Genomic DNA, 19,814 nt, shown 5'->3' with positions numbered 1-19,814 from the left:
TGCGAGCTTTTTTAGTTTTGATTATTAGTCTTAGCTAATGTTTGCAGACTTTACAGTCTTTATAATTCTACCAGCAATTTTGTATGGATCTCCATTAGAAGCAGGTCTTCTGTCTTCTAACCATCCTTTCCATCCTTTTTCTACTGTAATAATTGGTATTCTAATTGATGCTCCTCTATCAGAAATTCCCCAAGAGAAATCGTTAATAGATGCAGTTTCATGATCACCAGTTAAACGTTGGTCGTTAAACTCACCGTAAACAGCAATATGTTCTTTTACAACTGGTCTAAATGCTTCACAGATTTTACCATAAATTTCTTCAGAACCACAAGTTCTTAAAACTTCGTTAGAGAAATTTGCGTGCATACCAGAACCATTCCAATCCATATCTTTTCCTAATGGTTTTGGATGATAATCGATATAGTAACCATATTGTTCAGTTAATCTATCTAATAAGTAACGCGCAATCCAGATTTCATCACCTGCTTTTTTTGCTCCTTTAGCAAATAATTGGAACTCCCATTGACCAGATGCAACTTCTTGATTGATACCTTCAAAATTTAAACCTGCATCAATACAAAGATCTGCATGTTTTTCAACTAAAAGTCTTCCGTGAGTATTTTTTCCACCTACAGAACAGTAATACATTCCTTGTGGAGCTGGATAACCACCAATAGGGAAACCTAAAGGTAATTGAGTTTTCGTATCCATAATAAAGTATTCTTGTTCGAAACCAAACCAGAAATCGTTATCATCATCATCAATTGTAGCTCTACCATTAGAAACGTGTGGTGTTCCGTCTGCATTTAAAACTTCAGTCATAACTAAATAACCGTTTATTCTCGCTGGATCTGGATAGATTGCAACAGGCTTTAATAAACAATCAGAGTCACCTCCAGAAGCTTGTTTTGTAGATGAACCATCAAAAGACCAATTACTTAATTCTTCAACTGTTCCTTGAAAGTTTTCATGTTCTTCAACTTTGGTTTTACTTCTCATGTTCTGAGTAGGGTAATAACCATCTAACCAAATGTATTCTAATTTAATTTTTGCCATAATAAATAATTGTGTATGATGTTAACATTACAAAAATGAAATATTTTACCTACATATCAAAAAAAATAGGGGTAAAATGTCTAATTTTGTAAAAAAATAATTTAATCCCTAATTTTAATGGGGGTCATTTATTTAAAAGTAAAAAAAAGACTTAAAAAAATAACAATATGTCAATTATTAGGTTCAATGCTTTACAGGAAACTTTAAGAAGAAAACCGATTAAAGTACAACAAAGTGAAAAAAGATCTACTCTTTTCGGACAGAATGTGTTTAATAAATATGCTATGCAACAGTATCTTACACGTTCCGCTTATGAAAGTGTAATGAATGCTATTGAGCATGGTACAAGAATAGATAGAAAAATTGCAGATCAGGTTGCAGTTAGCATGAAAGATTGGGCCATGTCTAAAGGTGCTACTCATTATACACATTGGTTTCAGCCATTAACCGGTGCAACTGCAGAAAAGCATGACGCTTTTTTCGAGTCTATAAATGGTAGTTTGGCAATGGAAAAGTTTGACGGAGAACAATTGGTGCAACAAGAACCAGATGCTTCTAGTTTTCCTACAGGCGGTATAAGAAATACTTTTGAAGCAAGAGGTTATACTGCTTGGGATCCTACATCGCCTGCTTTTATTTACGAAAGAACATTATGTATACCTACTATTTTTGTTGCTTATACAGGTGAAGCTTTAGATAATAAAACTCCACTTTTAAGAGCTTTACAAGCCATCGATACGCACGCTACAGCTGTTTGTAAATATTTTGATAAAACAATTAGCAAGGTAAATGCAACCTTAGGTTGGGAGCAAGAATTTTTCTTAGTTGATAATGCATTGGCATTGTCTAGACCAGATATTCAATTAACAGGTAGAACATTATTAGGCCATTTTTCTGCAAAGGGTCAACAATTAGACGATCATTATTTTGGTATTATTCCGGTGAGAGTTATGAGCTTTATGCAAGATTTAGAAGAAGAGTGCATGCTTTTAGGAATTCCTGTAAAAACAAGGCATAATGAAGTTGCTCCAAATCAGTTTGAAGTCGCCCCAATTTTTGAAGAAGCAAATTTAGCAGTAGATCATAATTCTTTACTGATGGATGTTATGCAGAAAGTTGCAAAACGACATAATTTTAGAGTTCTTTTTCACGAAAAGCCATTTGCAGGAATTAACGGTTCTGGTAAACATAACAACTGGTCTTTATCATTAGATAATGGTACAAATTTGCTAAGTCCAGGTAAAACGCCGATGAAAAACCTACAATTTCTTACATTTTTTGTAAATACAATTAAAGCGGTTTACGAATATGAAGAACTGTTAAGAGCTTCTGTAGTATCTGCAGGAAATGATTTTAGGTTAGGAGCAAGTGAAGCGCCACCGCCAATAATTTCTGTATTTATAGGAAATCAATTATCGGCAGTTTTAGATGAATTAGAAAATGTTACTAAAGGTAAATTATCACCTCAAGAAAAAACAGATTTAAAATTAAATATCATTGGTAAAATTCCAGAGATTTTATTAGATAATACTGATAGAAATAGAACTTCTCCTTTTGCTTTTACTGGAAATAAATTTGAGTTTAGAGCAGTAGGTTCTTCTGCAAATTGTGCAGGACCAATGACTGTTTTAAATACAATTGTTGCAAAACAATTAAAAGAATTTAAAATTGAAGTAGATAAATTAATCGAAACAAAAAGTCTTAAAAAAGACGAAGCAGTCTTTAATGTTTTAAGAGAATATATTAAAGAGTCTAAAAAAATTAGATTTGATGGAGACGGTTACGGTGATGCTTGGGAAAAAGAAGCTGTAAAAAGAGGATTAAGTAATAATAAAAATACACCAGAGGCATTAAAAATTATTACTTCGGATAAAGTTGTAAGCTTATACGAAGAAATGGATGTAATGAGTAAAGTAGAAGTAGAGGCTCGTTACGAAATAAAATTAGAAGAGTACACCAAACGAATGCAAATAGAAAGCAGAGTTTTGGCAGATGTTGCAAGAAACCATGTTGTGCCAACAGCTATAATTTATCAGAATACATTATTAGAGAATACTAAGAATTTAAAAGAAATTTTTGGAGATGAGTTTAAAAAGATAGCCAAAGAGCAAGTAGAATTAATTATGGTAATTTCTAACCATATTACAGAAATTAATGCTTTGGTAATTAAAATGGAAGAACAAAGATCGAAAGCAAATAAGCAAAATGGGTTAAAATCTGCACAACAATATTGCAATAAAGTAAAACCTTTTTTCGAAGAAATTCGTTTTCATTGCGATCAATTAGAAACAATGGTAGATGATAATATTTGGCCTTTAACAAAATACAGAGAGCTGTTATTTACTAGATAAAAATATAACAGAACAAGTATGGCTTTTTTTAATCAAAAGACTAAATTTGCATCAACAACAACACAACAACATGAGTAAAGAAGTTTCTAAAAGATACGCACAAAGAGGTGTTTCTGCATCTAAAGAAGATGTACATAATGCTATTAAAAATATAGATAAAGGTTTGTTTCCGAAGGCATTTTGTAAAATTGTGCCAGATTATTTAACAAACGATGATGACTATTGCTTAATAATGCACGCAGATGGTGCTGGTACAAAATCTTCATTAGCATACATGTATTGGAAAGAAACTGGTGATGTTTCTGTTTGGAAAGGTATTGCTCAAGATGCATTAATAATGAATATCGACGATTTATTATGTGTTGGTGCTACAGATAATATTATGTTATCGTCTACTATTGGACGAAATAAAAGTAAAATTCCTGGTGAAGTTTTATCAGCAATTATAAATGGTACCGAAGAATTAATTGAAGATTTAAAGAAATTCGGAGTTACAATTCATTCTACAGGAGGAGAAACTGCAGATGTTGGAGATTTGGTGCGAACAATTATTGTAGATTCTACAGTAACTGCAAGAATGAAACGTACTGATGTAATTGACAATGCAAATATTAAAGCAGGTGATGTAATTGTTGGTTTAGAGTCTTTTGGACAAGCAACTTATGAAACTGAATATAATGGCGGAATGGGTTCTAACGGATTAACTTCTGCTAGACACGATGTTTTTCATAAATATTTAGCAGAAAAATATCCAGAAAGCTTTGACGCGGCTGTGCCAGAAGATTTAGTGTATTCTGGTAATACAAAATTAACAGATAAAGTAGAAAATTCTCCTATCGATGCAGGTAAATTAGTTTTATCTCCAACAAGAACATACGCGCCAATTATTAAAGAAATTTTAAATAATTTTTCTTCGGATAAAGTGCATGGTATGATTCATTGTTCTGGCGGAGCGCAAACTAAAATTTTACATTTTGTAGATAATTTACACATTGTAAAAGATAACATGTTCGAAATACCACCTTTGTTTAAATTGATACAAGAACAATCTAAAACAGATTGGAAAGAAATGTATCAAGTATTTAACTGTGGTCATAGAATGGAAGTGTATGTTTCTCCGGAAATTGCAGAAAATATTATAGAGATTTCTAAATCTTTTAATGTTGATGCTAAAATTGTAGGTAGAGTAGAAGCATCAGAAACTAAAAAACTGACAATAAAAAGTGAGTTTGGTACTTTTGAGTATTAAGCTTATTAAAAAAATAAATTTTACTAAAAACTCTAAACATTACCGTTTAGAGTTTTTTATTGAATTATCTTTTCTTAAAAACGAAATCAATCTTAAAATCGTTGTTAGAAACTTCGGCTTTTAAAAGTTTGTTCTCTAGGTAGTATTTTATTTTTGTGGGAAACTCATTTTCTAAATTCTCACAAATAAAAGAAGTGTCGGTTTGTTTTGTAAATTTAAAAAGAGTAGCAGTTTCATTTACGCCTGTAACTTTTAAATATAAAGTATCTTTTAAATTAATAATTTCCATTTGTTCGTAAAAAGTGGTGTCTTTACCTTTTAGAGTAATCCCTTCTCCTGTGAAATTTTTATGCCAAGTTTCTAATGTTAAAGTGCTATCTGCTTTTTCTACTCGAATCCATTTTCCTATTAAAAATGAAGGTTTTTCTAATATTGTTTTTTCTTTATTACAAGAAAAAATAATTAAGAAACAGCATAAAATTAGTGTTGGTTTCATTTTTAAAATTTAGAAATATTCAAATATACTCAAAACGAAACATTTAACTTTCCGATAAAAATTGTAAATTCGCAATCCAAGAAAAGAGTAGAAGATGTTAGATAAATTAAGAATTGTTAAGCAACGTTATGATGAGGTTTCTGATTTGATTATTCAGCCAGAAATTATCATGGATCAAAAGCGTTACGCGCAATTAATGAAAGAATATAAAGATTTAGGTGATGTGGTTAAAAAGGGTGATGAATATCAAACTTTAACAAACAACATCGAAGAAGCTAAAGAAATTTTAGCCGACGGTTCTGATGCAGAGATGAACGAAATGGCAAAGATGGAAATTGAAGAAGCTAATGTTAGAATTCCTCAATTAGAAGAGGAAATTAAAATATTATTAATACCAAAAGACCCTGAAGATTCTAAAAATGCGGTTGTAGAATTACGTGCAGGAACTGGTGGAGATGAAGCAAGTATTTTTGCAGGAGATTTATTTAGAATGTATTCTAAATATTGCGAAAGTAAAGGTTGGAAAGTTTCTACTGTAGATTATTCTGAAGGAACAAATGGTGGTTTTAAAGAAATTCAGTTTGAGGTTTCTGGTAATGATGTATATGGTACTTTAAAATTTGAAGCGGGTGTACATCGTGTACAAAGAGTTCCGCAAACAGAAACTCAAGGTAGAGTACATACATCTGCAGCAACATGTATGGTTTTTCCTGAAGCAGAAGAATTTGATGTAGAAATTAATCCGAAAGATGTAAGAATAGACTTTTTCTGTTCTTCTGGTCCTGGTGGGCAATCTGTTAACACTACATATTCTGCAGTGCGTTTAACACACATTCCTACAGGTTTAGTGGCGCAATGTCAAGATCAAAAATCGCAACATAAAAATAAAGAAAAAGCATTTAAAGTTTTACGTTCTAGATTGTATGATATGGAGCTAGAAAAGAAAAATGCAGAAGATGCGTTAAAACGTGGTTCTATGGTTTCTTCTGGAGATAGAAGTGCGAAAATTAGAACGTATAATTATGCACAAGGTAGAGTTACAGATCATAGAATTGGTTTGTCTTTATATGATTTACCAAATATTGTAAACGGTGATATTCAGAAAATAATTGACGAATTAATGCTTGCTGAAAATACAGAAAAGCTAAAGAGTTTAAATGACGGAATTTAATTTTATCGTTAATTCATAAAAAAAAGCCTTAGATTTAAATCTGAGGCTTTTTTATTTCAGGTATTTTTTAAATGATATGAATTAATTTAATTTTTAAGTTGAAGTTATCTTTACATAAAAACAAATATTATGATAGCTACAAAAATTATAGGATTAACTTCTGCGTTAACAAAGAGTAAGAAAGCAAAAATAGGTTTACTTTTATTAGAGATTGCAATTATTGCAGTAGCTTATAAAAGTAATAAAAAAGAAAAAGCAAGTTTAGGTACCGATGAAAGTATGTAAAATAAAAAAGCGATTAAAGTTCATTACAAACTAATAACCGCCTTTTTCGTGTTAAACAAATATTCGTTAAAAAATCCAATAAATTATACAATTTGGGGGAATTTGATCTAATAACACTACAAAGATATTGTAGTTAAGAGTATCTCACAATCCCTGAAATCAGTGAAATTTTAGTATCCCCGAATTCAGGGATACATAACCCTGAATTCAGGTATAAGTAAACTAATTTCCAAATAAGTGTAATTCTGTAAACTCTTTATTTATAGTGATAGATTGATTTTTATCACTATTAATATTGTCTAGTTCAATTTCAACATTATCTATTTGAACAGATTGAATTGCAAATGGTAAATTATGGAAGTTGATTTTAAAACTATGATAGTTTGCATCAAAATCTCCAGATTTGTGTTGTTGTAAAATTAATTCTTCTTTTTTACCAGTAACTTTAAAAGTTCTTAAGCTAAATCTTCCTTTCTTATAGTCGTAACCATCGTGAGCGTCGTCAAATAATTGAGAGGTTTCTTTTCCTTTTTTGTAATAAACATCTAATGTTATTTCATCAAATTCTTTTTCACCTACATATTGTTGTACAGGATACTTAGGAATAACAGCACCTTCTTTAATAAAAATTGGCATGCTATCAATATCTGCATCTACCCACATTTCTTTACCACCTTCTACAACTTCGTTTGTCCAGAAGTTATACCATTTTCCTCTTGGTATATACATTCTTCTACCTTTGGCATTCGGTTCTATAATTGGACAAATTAAAATTTGTTCTCCGTAAACAAACTCATCACTTCTATAATGTGTAGAGGTATCTTCTTGATCGTATAAAACCAAAGATTTTAAAATAGGACTACCATCATTTATATATTTCCAAAAAGCGGTATATAAATAAGGCAATAATTGATATCTAAGTTCCACGAATTTTCTAACAATATCTGTTATTTCAGTTCCAAAAACCCAAGGTTCTTGATCTCCGTGATCTCCAGAAGAATGTACTCTACAAAATGCATGAAATACACCTAACTGAATCCATCTAGCAAATAATTCTCCTTGAGGTTGTTCTGCAAAACCGCCAATATCACTTCCGGCAAAAGAAAAACCAGACATTGCCATTCTTTGCGCTTGATTGTTTGCAATTGCTAAATGTTCCCAAGTTGCAACATTATCTCCCATCCAGGTTGATGTGTAACGTTGTGCACCAGAATATGCAGATCTTGTAATTACAAAAGGTCTTTTTGGATATGCATATTTTTTTAAACCATGGTAAGTTGCACGTGCCATTTGTGTACCATAAATATTGTGTGCTTTTCTATGAGAACAAGGGTTGCCATCATAATCATGACGTACATCATTTGGAAAAGATTTGTTAGGAACATCCATTACTGCAGGTTCGTTCATATCATTCCAAACTCCTTTTACACCAATATCTTCTATCAATTCTTTAAACAAACCAGACCACCATTCTCTAACTTCTGGCTTTGTATAATCAGGAAAATAACATTCACCAGGCCAAACTTTACCTTTCATATAAGGTCCGTCTGCTCTTTTACAAAAATAATCTTTGTCTAAAGCTTCTTTAAAAACGTCGTATTCTAAATCTATTTTAATTCCTGGATCTATTATTACAACAGTTTTAAAACCATCGTCTTCTAATTCTTTCACCATTCTCTTAGGATCTGGAAAATGATTTTTATCCCAAGTAAAACATCTAAAACCATCCATATAATCGATGTCTAAATAAATTGCATCACAAGGAATTTGTAAATCTCTAAATGTTTTTGTGATTTGTTTTACATTACTTTCTGGGTAATAACTCCATTTACATTGATGAAAACCTAATGCCCATAACGGTGGTAATGCATGTGGTTTACCTGTTAAATCTGTATAATTTTTAACAACATCATCCATTTTTGGTCCGTAGATAAAATAATAATTCATTTCACCACCTTGCGCCCAAAAACTTGCTACATTTCTTCTTTCATGTGCAAAGTCAAAATGAGTTTTAAAAGTATTGTCAAAGAAAACTCCGTAAGATTTGTTGTCTTGTATTGCTGTATAAAACGGAATTGCTTTATAAATAGGATCTGTATTTTTACCAAAAGCATAAGAATCTGTTGCCCAATTTTCGAAACGTTTTCCTTTTAAATTTACTTCTACAGGTTTGTCACCTAAACCATAAAAGCTTTCTCCTTTTTGGCAGATTTTACTCATTTTTACAATGTCGCCACCAAACTCGTAGCTTTCTTCCCAATGAAAACCAATTTCGTCTTCATTAATAAGTTTATTGTCAAGAGCATCGAACAATTTTACTTGTAAACTTAGTTTTTCTACTTTACAGATAAGTTTAGATGTTGTAATGATATAATTTTTTTCATCTTCTGATACATCTAAAAAACTATATCCTCTGCTAGCGTGTATAGTAACACCATAAGAAAAATCATTTTCGAATTTACCAGTTGTGCTGTATCGAAAACGAATTACACTGTCTCTAACAACAGTAACTTGTAAAACAACACCATTTTTTGTGTTAAAATAAAGTGTATCTACATCCTTTTGGTAACTTATTATTTCTGATGGAAATAAATTTCCTTTCTGTTCTAATTCTGTATTAACAATCATAATCTTGGTTGTTTAAATATTCATTCAAAAATCGTTAAAGTTTTAGATTTTTTAGTAATAAAAATGTTATTTCTACGATAACGTTTAAGTCTGTGTTAAAAACAAAAATATTACTTATTTATTTAAAAATTAGGCAAATAAGATTTCTTTTCTATGATAAGAAAAGATTTTTTAAAGTCTTAAAAATGACGTTTATTTTTGTGAAGTTTAAAATTTAAATCCTCTTTTTTTATGATACTATTAGTATTTTTATAAAGAGGATTTATATTTTAAGTTTATTTAAATTTGAAAGCTAACATACTTAGCGGAGGTAAGTTTAATTCGATTGAATTTAATCTATTATTCCAACTTTTTTTGTTAGATTTTAGTTTAACGTTTTTGTAATTATTGGTTCCATTAAAAATTTGTTTATCACTATTAAAAACTTCTTTTAATGTACCCGATTTCGGTAAGCCAATTCTGTAATTTTCTCTAGGAACAGGTGTTAGGTTTAAAACAATTATTACATCATTTTTTGGTTCGTTTCCTTTTCTGATGAAAGATAGTACAGAATTCTCATGATCGCCATGATCTATCCATTCGAAACCTTCGAACGAAAATTGTTTTTGATGTAAAGCTGGTTCTGTTTTGTAAAATAAGTTTAGTTCTTTAACCAGATTCTGAACACCTTTATGAACATCATATTCTAATAAATGCCAATCTAAACTTCCGTTAAAATTCCATTCACTTGTTTGACCAAATTCTGCACCTTGAAATAAAAGTTTGGTTCCTGGATGTGTATACATAAAACTATATAATAGTCTTAAGTTGGCGAATTTTTGCCACTCATCACCAGGCATTTTCTCTACAATTGCTTTTTTTCCGTAGACAACTTCGTCATGCGAAAGCGGTAACATAAAGTTTTCTGTAAATGCATAATTTAAACTAAAGGTTAAATCGTTTTGATGATGTTTTCTATAAATTGGTTCTTTGGCAAAATAGTCTAAAGAATCATGCATCCAACCCATCATCCATTTCATTCCAAAACCTAAGCCATCAGAAAAAACAGGACTAGAAACTTTAGGAAATGATGTTGATTCTTCTGCAATTGTTTGAACATCTGGGTAGTTTTCGTAAACGGCAACATTCATTTCTTTAATAAATGCAATTGCTTCTAAGTTTTCTCTACCACCAAATTCATTAGGTTCCCATTCGCCATCTTTTCTAGAATAATCTAAAAATAACATGGATGCTACAGCGTCTACTCTTAAACCGTCTGCATGATATTGATCTAACCAAAACAATGCATTACTTATTAAGAAAGATTTTACTTCATTTCTTCCGTAGTTAAAAATTAAACTTTTCCAGTCTTGATGATAACCTTTTCTAAGATCTGGATGTTCGTATAAATTAGAGCCATCAAAAAACCCTAAACCATGAGCATCCGAAGGAAAGTGAGACGGAACCCAATCTAAAATTACACCAATATTATTTTCGTGAAATTTATCTACTAAATATTTAAATTCATCAGGATAACCAAATCTAGATGTTGGCGCAAAATAACCCGTTAATTGATATCCCCAACTTGGATCATAAGGATATTCCATTATCGGCATAAATTCTACGTGTGTAAAATTCATTTCTACCACATAATTTACCAATTCTTCGGCCAATTCATTATAACTTAGAAATCGGTTTTCTTCAATTTTTTGTTTCCAAGAGTTTAAATGAACTTCGTAAACAGAATAAGGAGCGTTTAACGCGTTCTTTTCTTTACGAGATTTCATCCATTTTTGATCTTTCCAAGAATAATTATCTTCCCAAACTATTGATGCTGTTTTTGGTGGATGCTCGCATCTTCGAGCATAAGGATCTGCCTTTTCTGTTACAATATTGTTATTGTTACTTTGTATTTTATATTTGTAAACACTTCCTTTTTCTACAAAAGGGATAAAGCCTTCCCAAATACCACTAGAATCCCATCTTACATTTAATTGATGTTCTTTGTCGTTCCAATAATTAAAATCTCCTACAACAGAAACTTCTTTAGCACTTGGTGCCCAAACTGCAAAATAGGTGCCAGTTATACCATCAACTGTTGTAATGTGCGAGCCAAATTTTTCATACAATCTGTAATGCTTACCAGCTTTAAATAAATTAATATCAAAATCTGAAAATAGTGAATGTGCTATAACTTTAGACATGTAATGCTTTTAAAAATTGAAAATAATCAGATATTAAATTACTGTTCCTTTGGGTATAATTGCACCTTTTTTAACAACAACAATTCCTTCTTTAATTTGATAAGTTTCTGTTTCGATATCTTCTAAATGTGGTCCGCCATTAATTTTAGTATCATCACCAATTCGACAATTTTTATCTATAATACAATTGTTAATTGTACACCTGTCTCCAATACCAACTTGATTTTCGATATTATTTTCTTTGATGTCTTCTAAAGATTCGTAAAAATCGTTACCCATCATGTAAGTATTTGTAACGATTGTCTCTTTACCAATTCTAGAACGAATACCAATCACAGATTTTTCTATTTTTTCTGCATTTATAATACATCCATCAGCAATTATTGTTTTGTTAAGTTTTGTATTAGAAATTTTTGATGTTGGTAAAATTCTCGCTCTTGTATAAACTCTGTTTTCGTCGTATAAATTAAACTTAGGCAAATCGTCGGTTAGTCCTAAGTTTGCTTCGAAAAACGAATCAATGTTTCCTATATCTGTCCAATAACCTTCATATGGATAACTCATTGTTTTGTGTTCTCCAATTGCTTGCGGAATTATTTCTTTACCGAAATCGATAGTATCTGGGTTGGCCATTAATTCTACCAACAATTCTCGATTAAAAATATAAATTCCCATAGATGCCAGGTAATTTCTACCTTCACCTTTCATTTCATCACTCACATCAGACCTCCAATCTGGTAAAAGTTCTGCGTTTGGTTTTTCTATAAAAGAAGTTATTGTGTTGTTTTCATCTGTTTTTAAAATACCAAAAGAAGTTGCGTCTTTAGCATTTACAGGATATGTTGCTATCGATATTTTTGCGCCACTTTCTTCGTGTTTAGCAATCATATCTCTAAAATCCATGTTATATAATTGATCTCCTGATAAAATTAAAGCATATTTAAAATCGTGTTCTAAAAAATGATGCATGCTTTGTCTTACAGCATCGGCAGTTCCTTGAAACCATTTATCACTTTCCATGGTTTGTTCTGCTGCTAAAACATCTACAAAAGCAGAACTAAAAAAGCTAAAATGATATGTATTTTTTATGTGCTGATTTAAAGAGGCAGAGTTAAACTGAGTTAAAACATACATTCTTTTAATATCTGCATTTATACAATTTGAAATAGGAATATCTACCAAACGGTATTTTCCTGCAATTGGTACAGCAGGTTTAGATCTATTTTTAGTTAAAGGATACAATCTAGAACCTTGACCACCTCCTAAAATAATTCCAAGTACTTTGTCGTTTATCATTTGTTTAATTTTTTAAAGAATTATATAAATTGACATATTCTTTAGCCGAATTGCTCCAAGAATGGTCTATTTGCATTATATTTTGAATATTATTATTAAATCTTTGCTTGTCTTTATAAAAGTCTGTAGCTTTTAAAATAGCATTGGTAACATTAGAAACTGTTACGCCTTTATGACAAATTCCGAAACCATTTTGATCTTTAATATCTACAATTGTATCTTTTAAACCACCAATGGCGTTTACAACGGGCACAGTGCCGTATCGTAGAGAATACATTTGATTAAGCCCACAAGGTTCTACGCGAGATGGCATTAATAAAAAATCTGCAGCAGCATAAATTATGTGTGCCAATTTTTCATCATAACCAATAAATGTATTAAAGTTATTTTTAGGTATTTTATTAAGTTTTTCTTCGGTTTCTTTATGGCCAGAACCTAATAAAAATATAGAAATATTATTATTGGCTAACGCCCTTGTGAATATCTCTGGAAATAAATCCGCACCTTTTTCACCAACTAAACGTCCAATAAAAGCAAACAGAGGTTTATCGATATCTAAATTATATTTATCACAAAGCCATTTTTTATTAGTTAGTTTTCCTTTTTGGGCATTTTCAATAGTATAATTTTCTATTAAACGATTGTCTGTATTAGTGTTCCATACATCTGTGTCGATTCCGTTTAATATACCGATACATTTTTTGCTTTCATGTCTTAATAGTGCCTCTAATCCATTAGCATTATTTTTTAATTCATCCATATAAGAAGGCGATACCGTTGTAACTTTCCACGCACATTTAATTGCTGCAGCTAACGGATTTATACTTCCGTCCCAATCTAAAAGACCAACTTTTGTAAAATCGAACGGAGGAATTAAATTTACTTTATTATGAGAAAACCAACCTTGGTATTGTGCATTATGAATAGTTAAAATGGTTGGCGTATCTTTTAAAGCTATGTATTTATGACATTGCGAAACCATAAAAGGAATTAATCCTGTGTGGTGATCATGAACGTGCAGAATATCTGGTTTATTATCTATGGATAAAATCCAGTCTAAAGTGGCAATTTGAAACGCTAAAAAACGATTTGTATCATCATTAGAATAAACATATTCTTTATGAGTTAAATCTGGTATGTCAATAAAAAAAATGTCATAACCTAAATCATTGTCTTTAAGTTTTAAAACCTTAAAGTTGTAATAATTGTGTCCTAAAGCGATAAAATTTTCATGAATTTTATCAAAAGAATTTTTTTTAGTAAACTTATTATTGTAAAAAGGCATTACCACATTACTGGTAGTGCCTATTTCTTTTTGGTACTTTGGTAAAGCACCTACAACATCTGCGAGACCACCTACTTTTGCAATAGGAAAGCACTCTGCACTAATATGTAGTATATTCAAAACTTATTTAGTTGATTAGTTCTTAAAGTTACAAAATATAAGTAGAACTATAAATTTTGAATGCAAAAATTAATATTAACCTAATAATCAGTTATTTAATTTATATTTATCTCAATTTAACTAATTTTAATTACGAATTTCTTTGTTTATTAATTTCGTCTTGTAATTCTCTTCTAAGTTTTTGTTCTCTTTCAATAGATTTTTTTCTATGTTTTTCATATTCAGATTCTACCTCTATAAGATCACTTTTAGCTTTTTTAGTAAGTATATTGTTTCTAGTGTATTTAAATATAAAATAGGCTAGACTTAGTAATAAGACAAGTATGATTGTCCATAATATTAGGTTGTACGTTGTTTTACTAACTTGTGCACCTAATAAAGATATAGACCCTTCTTTCTTTATTGCAGTTGCTAACTTGTTTTTTGTATCGTTAAGCGTTTCTAAAGTTTTTTTTGTGTTTTCCCTTTCTGTATTTAAAAGTCCGTTCTTTTCGATTACTAATTCTTTAGAATTTTTAAGAGAATCTAAAACATTTTGTTTTAACTGTAAAAACTTGTCTTTACTTATAACCTTATATGTTTGGTAAGTTGTAGAAGTTCTATATATTTTATCGAACTGCCCGCTAAGTGATGTGTCTTCTGGTTTTGTAGTTTCTTGTGCAATTGAAATTACAGTAATAAATAAAGCTGTAAGTGTTATCAGTTTTAATCTCATTTTATAATATTTGATATAATTTTTAAAATAATAAAAGTAATAAAAAAACCCAAACGTATACGTTTGGGTTTTTATTATAAGCAAGTAATTTATATTTATTTAATTTTCTCTACAACTGCCTTAAAAGCGTCTGGGTTGTTAACAGCTAAATCAGCTAAAACCTTACGGTTTAATTCGATATTATTAGCTTTTACTTTCCCCATAAACTGAGAGTAAGACATTCCGTGTAAACGAGCTGCAGCGTTAATACGTACAATCCATAAAGAACGGAAGTTTCTCTTATTGTTTTTACGGTCACGGTATGCATAAAGCATTCCTTTTTCAACCGCATTTTTTGCTACTGTGTAAACGTTTTTTCTACGTCCGAAGTAACCTTTTGCTGCCTTCAAGATTTTTTTTCTTCTTTTTCTTGAGGCTACTGAATTTACTGATCTTGGCATAATTTCAATGTGTTTTGTAGTAGGCGATTCTTTTCAGAATACTTTTCATATTTGGCCTAACTCCATGGTTAATAATTAAATTCCCTGGTTAAACTTATTTTAAGTTTAACTGTTGCTTAATGTTAGACTCATCTGCTTTATGTACTAAAGCTGCATGAGTTAACTTTAATTTACGTTTTTTAGACTTCTTTGTTAAGATGTGACTTTTAAACGCGTGCTTTCTTTTTAATTTTCCAGTACCAGTAACTTTAAATCGTTTTTTGGCGCTAGATTTTGTTTTCATTTTAGGCATTTCTCCTTCGTTTTTATCTTGCTTATAAGATTGTTATTTTACTTTTTTAGGAGCAATAAACATAATCATACGTTTACCTTCTAATTTTGGAAGCTGCTCCACTTTACCATACTCTTCTAATTCTTGTGCTAACTTTAAAAGTAAAATTTGTCCTTGTTCTTTAAATATAATAGAACGACCTTTAAAGAATACAAACGCTTTTAATTTAGCTCCTTCTTGTAAGAATTTAATGGCATGCTTTTTCTTAAATTCATAATCATGCTCATCTGTTTGAGGTCCAAAACGTATTTCTTTAATAGTTACTTTAGTAGCTTTAGATTTTAAAGCTTTTTCACGTTTCTTTTGCTCATACAAGAATTTCTTGTAATCAATAATTTTACAAACAGGTGGTTTCGCTTTTGGTGAAATCTCTACCAAATCCAATTCCTGTTCTCTGGCTAATTCTTTAGCTTTAGCTAAAGGATATACACCAACTTCTACATTATCGCCCACAAGACGAACTTCGTCAACATATTTTATTTTTTCATTAATCCTATGTTGATCTTCTTTGATTACTCTTAACGGTCTTCTCGACCTACTTCTACGTATTGCTATGACTTATAAATTTAAATTATACATTTAGTTGTGTTACCAACCTTTTATTTTTGTTGAAATTCAAAATTAATTAAAATTTCTTCAATGTTTTACTTTCTTCTGTTTTAATTAAAGAAATAAATTCTTCAATTGTAAAGGTTCCAATATCTCCTTCTCCATGTCTTCTTACAGAAACTGTGCCATCTTGTTCTTCTTTCTCACCAACAATTACCATAAAAGGTATTTTGCTTACTTCTGCATCTCTAATCTTACGACCAGTTTTTTCACTTCTATTGTCTACTAGGGCGCGAATTTCGGAATTTTCTAACGATTCTAAAACTTTTTCTGAATATTTTTGATATTTATCACTGATTGGCAATAAGATAACTTGATCTGGAGTTAGCCAAAGTGGGAAATTTCCACTTGTATGTTCTAACAAAACAGCAATAAATCTTTCCATAGAACCAAAAGGAGCTCTATGTATCATTACTGGTCTGTGTTGTTGATTGTCAGATCCTTTATAGGTCAAATCAAAACGCTTAGGTAAGTTGTAGTCTACTTGTATTGTACCAAGTTGCCAGCTTCTACCTAAAGCATCTTTTACCATAAAATCTAACTTTGGACCATAAAAAGCAGCTTCACCTTCTTCTACAACATAATCCAATCCTTTGTCTTTTGCTGCACTAATAATTGCGTTTTCTGCAATTTCCCAAGTGTCGGTATCTCCAATGTATTTCTCTGGATTGCTTTTGTCTCTTATAGAAACTTGAGCTGTAAAGTCTTCAAAACCTAAAGATCCAAATACATAAAGAACCAAATCAATTACATCTTTAAATTCTTGATCTAATTGTTCTGGTGTACAAAATATATGTGCATCATCTTGAGTAAAACCTCTTACACGTGTTAAACCATGCAATTCTCCACTTTGCTCATACCTATATACTGTACCAAATTCTGCAAAACGTTTTGGTAAATCTTTATAAGAATATGGTTTAAAGTTGTAGACTTCACAGTGGTGAGGACAATTCATTGGTTTTAGTAAGAATTCCTCATCCATTTTAGGAGTTTTTATTGCCTGAAAGCTATCTTCTCCATATTTTTCATAATGACCAGAAGTTACATAAAGCTCTTTTTGACCAATATGCGGTGTCATTACCATTTCATAACCAGCTTTTTTCTGAGCTGCTTTCAAAAAGTTTTCTAATCTAGAACGTAAAGCAGCTCCTTTTGGCAACCATAAAGGTAAACCAGCGCCAACTTTTTGTGAAAAAGTAAAAAGTTCTAATTCTTTACCAAGTTTTCTGTGATCACGTTTTTTAGCTTCTTCTAAAATTTGTAAATATTCAGTTAACATTTTTTGTTTCGGAAATGAGATTCCGTAAACTCTTGTCAATTGATTATTCTTTTCATCGCCACGCCAGTAGGCACCAGCAACACTCATTATTTTTATCGCTTTTATAATTCCAGTATTAGGAATGTGTCCTCCTCTACATAAATCTGTAAAATTGCTATGATCACAAAAAGTTATATCACCGTCAGTTAAATTTTCTATTAATTCAACTTTATATTCATTGTTTTCTTTCTTATATAACTCTAACGCGTCTGCTTTAGAAACAGATCTTAAAGAAAATTCATGTTTACCACGAGCTATTTCTAAAAATTTAGTTTCTATTTCTTTAAAGTTTTTATCAGAAATTACTTCATCGCCTAAATCTACATCATAATAAAACCCATTTTCTATTGCGGGTCCTATTGTTAGTTTTGCTTTAGGATAAAAACTTAAGATTGCTTCTGCTAAAACGTGAGCAGATGAGTGCCAAAATGCTTTTTTACCACCTTCATCATTAAATGTATATAAAATTAAAGAACCATCGGTGGTTAACGGAGTGGTGGTTTCAACTGTTTTATCATTGAAATTTGCAGATATTACGTTTCTAGCAAAACCTTCACTAATGCTTTTAGCAACATCCATAGGAGTACTATTCTTTTCGAACTCCTTAACTGTTCCGTCTGGTAATGTAATTTTAATCATTTAATTTATTAATGTTTGAATTTGCAAAGATATTAGAAAACATAATTTCACACAATATATATATGTACTTATTAACTAAATCATAATGTTTCCTTTTTTAAGGATTATTTTCATGATGTTTAAATGTAGTCTTTGTGTTATTCTGATCAAGAAATGGAGGTGTTGATTATGTGTTAAATCCGTCAACTTATTGTTTTGGAGTGATATACAAAATGGTTTAAAACTTAATGATCGTTGTCAATACATGAAATAGTAGTAGGAATTATATGTTTTGTTTTAATTTTTAAAATTATTGTAAATTATAAGTATTTGAATTGTAATTGTTTAATGGTTTAATTTAAAATAATTTCAAAAAAGGTTGATTAAATAGTTGCGGGATTAAAAATGCGGTGTATATTTGCACCCGCTAACGGAAATATGGGTTAGTAATTAAGTTCATTGTTTTATTGTTTTCGGGTTAAGAAATTAAATTAAAAAAAAGATTTATTTTTCTTGTTAGATTAGAAATAAGTTTTATATTTGCACCCGCTAAACGAGATAGCAAAAACGTTCAGAGAGATTTTGGAATAACGGTAATTTAAGTTAGGTAGTTCGATTCTATCATTTCTACAAGATTAAGATTTAGGTTTTGTTTTTAAAGAGCAAGATTTGATACCTTAAAAGTTCATTGAAAATATTGAAATTGACAGCGTAAACAAAGAGTAGAATAACCACATTATTAATAATGTAAATTCTTTTGAAACTTATTCATTAAAATATTTAAGATATACAATGAAGAGTTTGATCCTGGCTCAGGATGAACGCTAGCGGCAGGCTTAACACATGCAAGTCGAGGGGTAACATTGTGCTTGCACAGATGACGACCGGCGCACGGGTGCGTAACGCGTATAGAACCTACCTTTTACAGAGGGATAGCCTTTAGAAATGAAGATTAATACCTCATAGTATTGCGATTTGGCATCAGGTTGTAATTAAAGATTTATCGGTAAAAGATGGCTATGCGTCCTATTAGTTAGTTGGTGAGGTAACGGCTTACCAAGACATCGATAGGTAGGGGTCCTGAGAGGGAGATCCCCCACACTGGTACTGAGACACGGACCAGACTCCTACGGGAGGCAGCAGTGAGGAATATTGGACAATGGAGGAGACTCTGATCCAGCCATGCCGCGTGCAGGAAGACTGCCCTATGGGTTGTAAACTGCTTTTATACAGGAAGAAACACTAGTACGTGTACTAGCTTGACGGTACTGTAAGAATAAGGACCGGCTAACTCCGTGCCAGCAGCCGCGGTAATACGGAGGGTCCGAGCGTTATCCGGAATCATTGGGTTTAAAGGGTCCGCAGGCGGTCGATTAAGTCAGAGGTGAAATCCCATAGCTTAACTATGGAACTGCCTTTGATACTGGTTGACTTGAGTCATATGGAAGTAGATAGAATGTGTAGTGTAGCGGTGAAATGCATAGATATTACACAGAATACCGATTGCGAAGGCAGTCTACTACGTATGTACTGACGCTCATGGACGAAAGCGTGGGGAGCGAACAGGATTAGATACCCTGGTAGTCCACGCCGTAAACGATGGACACTAGTTGTTGGGATTTATCTCAGTGACTAAGCGAAAGTGATAAGTGTCCCACCTGGG

General features: G+C 31.2%; 15 protein-coding genes and 1 rRNA gene (1 of these 16 running past the window's edge). 5 read left to right on the top strand and 11 right to left on the bottom strand.

The window, feature by feature from the left end; all coding sequences use genetic code 11:
* Nucleotides 1-30: 30 nt before the first annotated feature.
* Nucleotides 31-1,056 (bottom strand): glutamine synthetase beta-grasp domain-containing protein, encoded by a 1,026-nt coding sequence (locus WG950_RS06400; protein WP_079738212.1) that lies wholly within the window; start codon nt 1,054-1,056, stop codon nt 31-33.
* Between the two features lie 167 nt (nt 1,057-1,223).
* Between WG950_RS06400 and WG950_RS06395 the strand changes: the two genes are divergently transcribed.
* Both WG950_RS06395 and WG950_RS06390 read left to right on the top strand, forming a co-directional pair.
* Nucleotides 1,224-3,407, top strand: coding sequence for a glutamine synthetase III (locus tag WG950_RS06395; protein ID WP_079738213.1), 2,184 nt, complete (start codon nt 1,224-1,226; stop codon nt 3,405-3,407).
* A 70-nt stretch (nt 3,408-3,477) separates the two neighbouring features.
* Nucleotides 3,478-4,656, top strand: a complete 1,179-nt coding sequence (locus tag WG950_RS06390) for an AIR synthase related protein (protein ID WP_077811200.1) — start codon at nt 3,478-3,480, stop codon at nt 4,654-4,656.
* Between the two features lie 64 nt (nt 4,657-4,720).
* On the opposite strand, the gene WG950_RS06385 is transcribed toward WG950_RS06390, so the two are convergent.
* The gene (locus WG950_RS06385) at nt 4,721-5,152 is read right to left on the bottom strand and encodes a hypothetical protein (protein WP_340934970.1); all 432 of its coding nucleotides are present in this window, start codon (nt 5,150-5,152) and stop codon (nt 4,721-4,723) included.
* 94 nt (nt 5,153-5,246) lie between these two features.
* Between WG950_RS06385 and prfA the strand changes: the two genes are divergently transcribed.
* Both prfA and WG950_RS06375 read left to right on the top strand, forming a co-directional pair.
* Nucleotides 5,247-6,323: a peptide chain release factor 1 gene (prfA, locus tag WG950_RS06380; RefSeq protein ID WP_077811202.1), complete on the top strand. Its 1,077-nt coding sequence runs from the start codon at nt 5,247-5,249 to the stop codon at nt 6,321-6,323.
* A 129-nt stretch (nt 6,324-6,452) separates the two neighbouring features.
* Complete coding sequence (locus tag WG950_RS06375) at nt 6,453-6,608, top strand: hypothetical protein (protein WP_340934968.1); 156 nt, start codon at nt 6,453-6,455, stop codon at nt 6,606-6,608.
* A 222-nt stretch (nt 6,609-6,830) separates the two neighbouring features.
* On the opposite strand, the gene WG950_RS06370 is transcribed toward WG950_RS06375, so the two are convergent.
* The 9 genes from WG950_RS06370 to thrS form a co-directional block, all read right to left on the bottom strand.
* Nucleotides 6,831-9,236, bottom strand: a complete 2,406-nt coding sequence (locus WG950_RS06370) for a glycoside hydrolase family 31 protein (protein ID WP_340934965.1) — start codon at nt 9,234-9,236, stop codon at nt 6,831-6,833.
* A 275-nt stretch (nt 9,237-9,511) separates the two neighbouring features.
* Nucleotides 9,512-11,419: a 1,4-alpha-glucan branching protein GlgB gene (glgB, locus tag WG950_RS06365; protein ID WP_340934964.1), complete on the bottom strand. Its 1,908-nt coding sequence runs from the start codon at nt 11,417-11,419 to the stop codon at nt 9,512-9,514.
* Nucleotides 11,420-11,452: 33 nt separating this feature from the next.
* A complete protein-coding gene (locus WG950_RS06360) occupies nt 11,453-12,715 on the bottom strand; it encodes a glucose-1-phosphate adenylyltransferase (protein ID WP_340934961.1) in 1,263 nt (420 codons plus the stop codon).
* 4 nt (nt 12,716-12,719) lie between these two features.
* Nucleotides 12,720-14,120, bottom strand: a complete 1,401-nt coding sequence (locus WG950_RS06355; RefSeq protein WP_340934958.1) for a glycogen/starch synthase — start codon at nt 14,118-14,120, stop codon at nt 12,720-12,722.
* 130 nt (nt 14,121-14,250) lie between these two features.
* Entirely contained in the window at nt 14,251-14,835 is a 585-nt protein-coding gene (locus tag WG950_RS06350; protein WP_340934956.1) for a hypothetical protein, read from the bottom strand.
* Between the two features lie 95 nt (nt 14,836-14,930).
* Nucleotides 14,931-15,275: a 50S ribosomal protein L20 gene (gene rplT / locus WG950_RS06345; RefSeq protein ID WP_036823323.1), complete on the bottom strand. Its 345-nt coding sequence runs from the start codon at nt 15,273-15,275 to the stop codon at nt 14,931-14,933.
* 94 nt (nt 15,276-15,369) lie between these two features.
* Nucleotides 15,370-15,567, bottom strand: coding sequence for a 50S ribosomal protein L35 (gene rpmI / locus WG950_RS06340; RefSeq protein ID WP_077811208.1), 198 nt, complete (start codon nt 15,565-15,567; stop codon nt 15,370-15,372).
* A gap of 33 nt (nt 15,568-15,600) precedes the next feature.
* Nucleotides 15,601-16,119, bottom strand: coding sequence for a translation initiation factor IF-3 (infC, locus tag WG950_RS06335; RefSeq protein WP_077811209.1), 519 nt, complete (start codon nt 16,117-16,119; stop codon nt 15,601-15,603).
* Nucleotides 16,120-16,231: 112 nt separating this feature from the next.
* A complete protein-coding gene (gene thrS, locus WG950_RS06330; RefSeq protein WP_340934950.1) occupies nt 16,232-18,172 on the bottom strand; it encodes a threonine--tRNA ligase in 1,941 nt (646 codons plus the stop codon).
* A 768-nt stretch (nt 18,173-18,940) separates the two neighbouring features.
* On the opposite strand from thrS, the gene WG950_RS06325 reads away from it, so the two are divergent.
* A 16S ribosomal RNA gene (locus WG950_RS06325) occupies nt 18,941-19,814 on the top strand (it continues 644 nt past the right edge of the window).

This window comes from Polaribacter marinaquae (assembly GCF_038019025.1).
In the GTDB taxonomy this organism is placed as follows: domain Bacteria; phylum Bacteroidota; class Bacteroidia; order Flavobacteriales; family Flavobacteriaceae; genus Polaribacter; species Polaribacter marinaquae.
Note: the sequence above shows the minus strand (reverse complement) of the source record. Positions and strands in the feature narration are given on the sequence as shown.

Coding starts and splice junctions, on each gene's coding strand:
- WG950_RS06400 (WP_079738212.1), bottom strand. CDS start 1,056: ATGGCAAAAATTAAATTAGAATACATTTGGTTAGATGGTTATTACCCT.
- WG950_RS06395 (WP_079738213.1), top strand. CDS start 1,224: ATGTCAATTATTAGGTTCAATGCTTTACAGGAAACTTTAAGAAGAAAA.
- WG950_RS06390 (WP_077811200.1), top strand. CDS start 3,478: ATGAGTAAAGAAGTTTCTAAAAGATACGCACAAAGAGGTGTTTCTGCA.
- WG950_RS06385 (WP_340934970.1), bottom strand. CDS start 5,152: ATGAAACCAACACTAATTTTATGCTGTTTCTTAATTATTTTTTCTTGT.
- prfA (WP_077811202.1), top strand. CDS start 5,247: ATGTTAGATAAATTAAGAATTGTTAAGCAACGTTATGATGAGGTTTCT.
- WG950_RS06375 (WP_340934968.1), top strand. CDS start 6,453: ATGATAGCTACAAAAATTATAGGATTAACTTCTGCGTTAACAAAGAGT.
- WG950_RS06370 (WP_340934965.1), bottom strand. CDS start 9,236: ATGATTGTTAATACAGAATTAGAACAGAAAGGAAATTTATTTCCATCA.
- glgB (WP_340934964.1), bottom strand. CDS start 11,419: ATGTCTAAAGTTATAGCACATTCACTATTTTCAGATTTTGATATTAAT.
- WG950_RS06360 (WP_340934961.1), bottom strand. CDS start 12,715: ATGATAAACGACAAAGTACTTGGAATTATTTTAGGAGGTGGTCAAGGT.
- WG950_RS06350 (WP_340934956.1), bottom strand. CDS start 14,835: ATGAGATTAAAACTGATAACACTTACAGCTTTATTTATTACTGTAATT.
- rplT (WP_036823323.1), bottom strand. CDS start 15,275: ATGCCAAGATCAGTAAATTCAGTAGCCTCAAGAAAAAGAAGAAAAAAA.
- rpmI (WP_077811208.1), bottom strand. CDS start 15,567: ATGCCTAAAATGAAAACAAAATCTAGCGCCAAAAAACGATTTAAAGTT.
- thrS (WP_340934950.1), bottom strand. CDS start 18,172: ATGATTAAAATTACATTACCAGACGGAACAGTTAAGGAGTTCGAAAAG.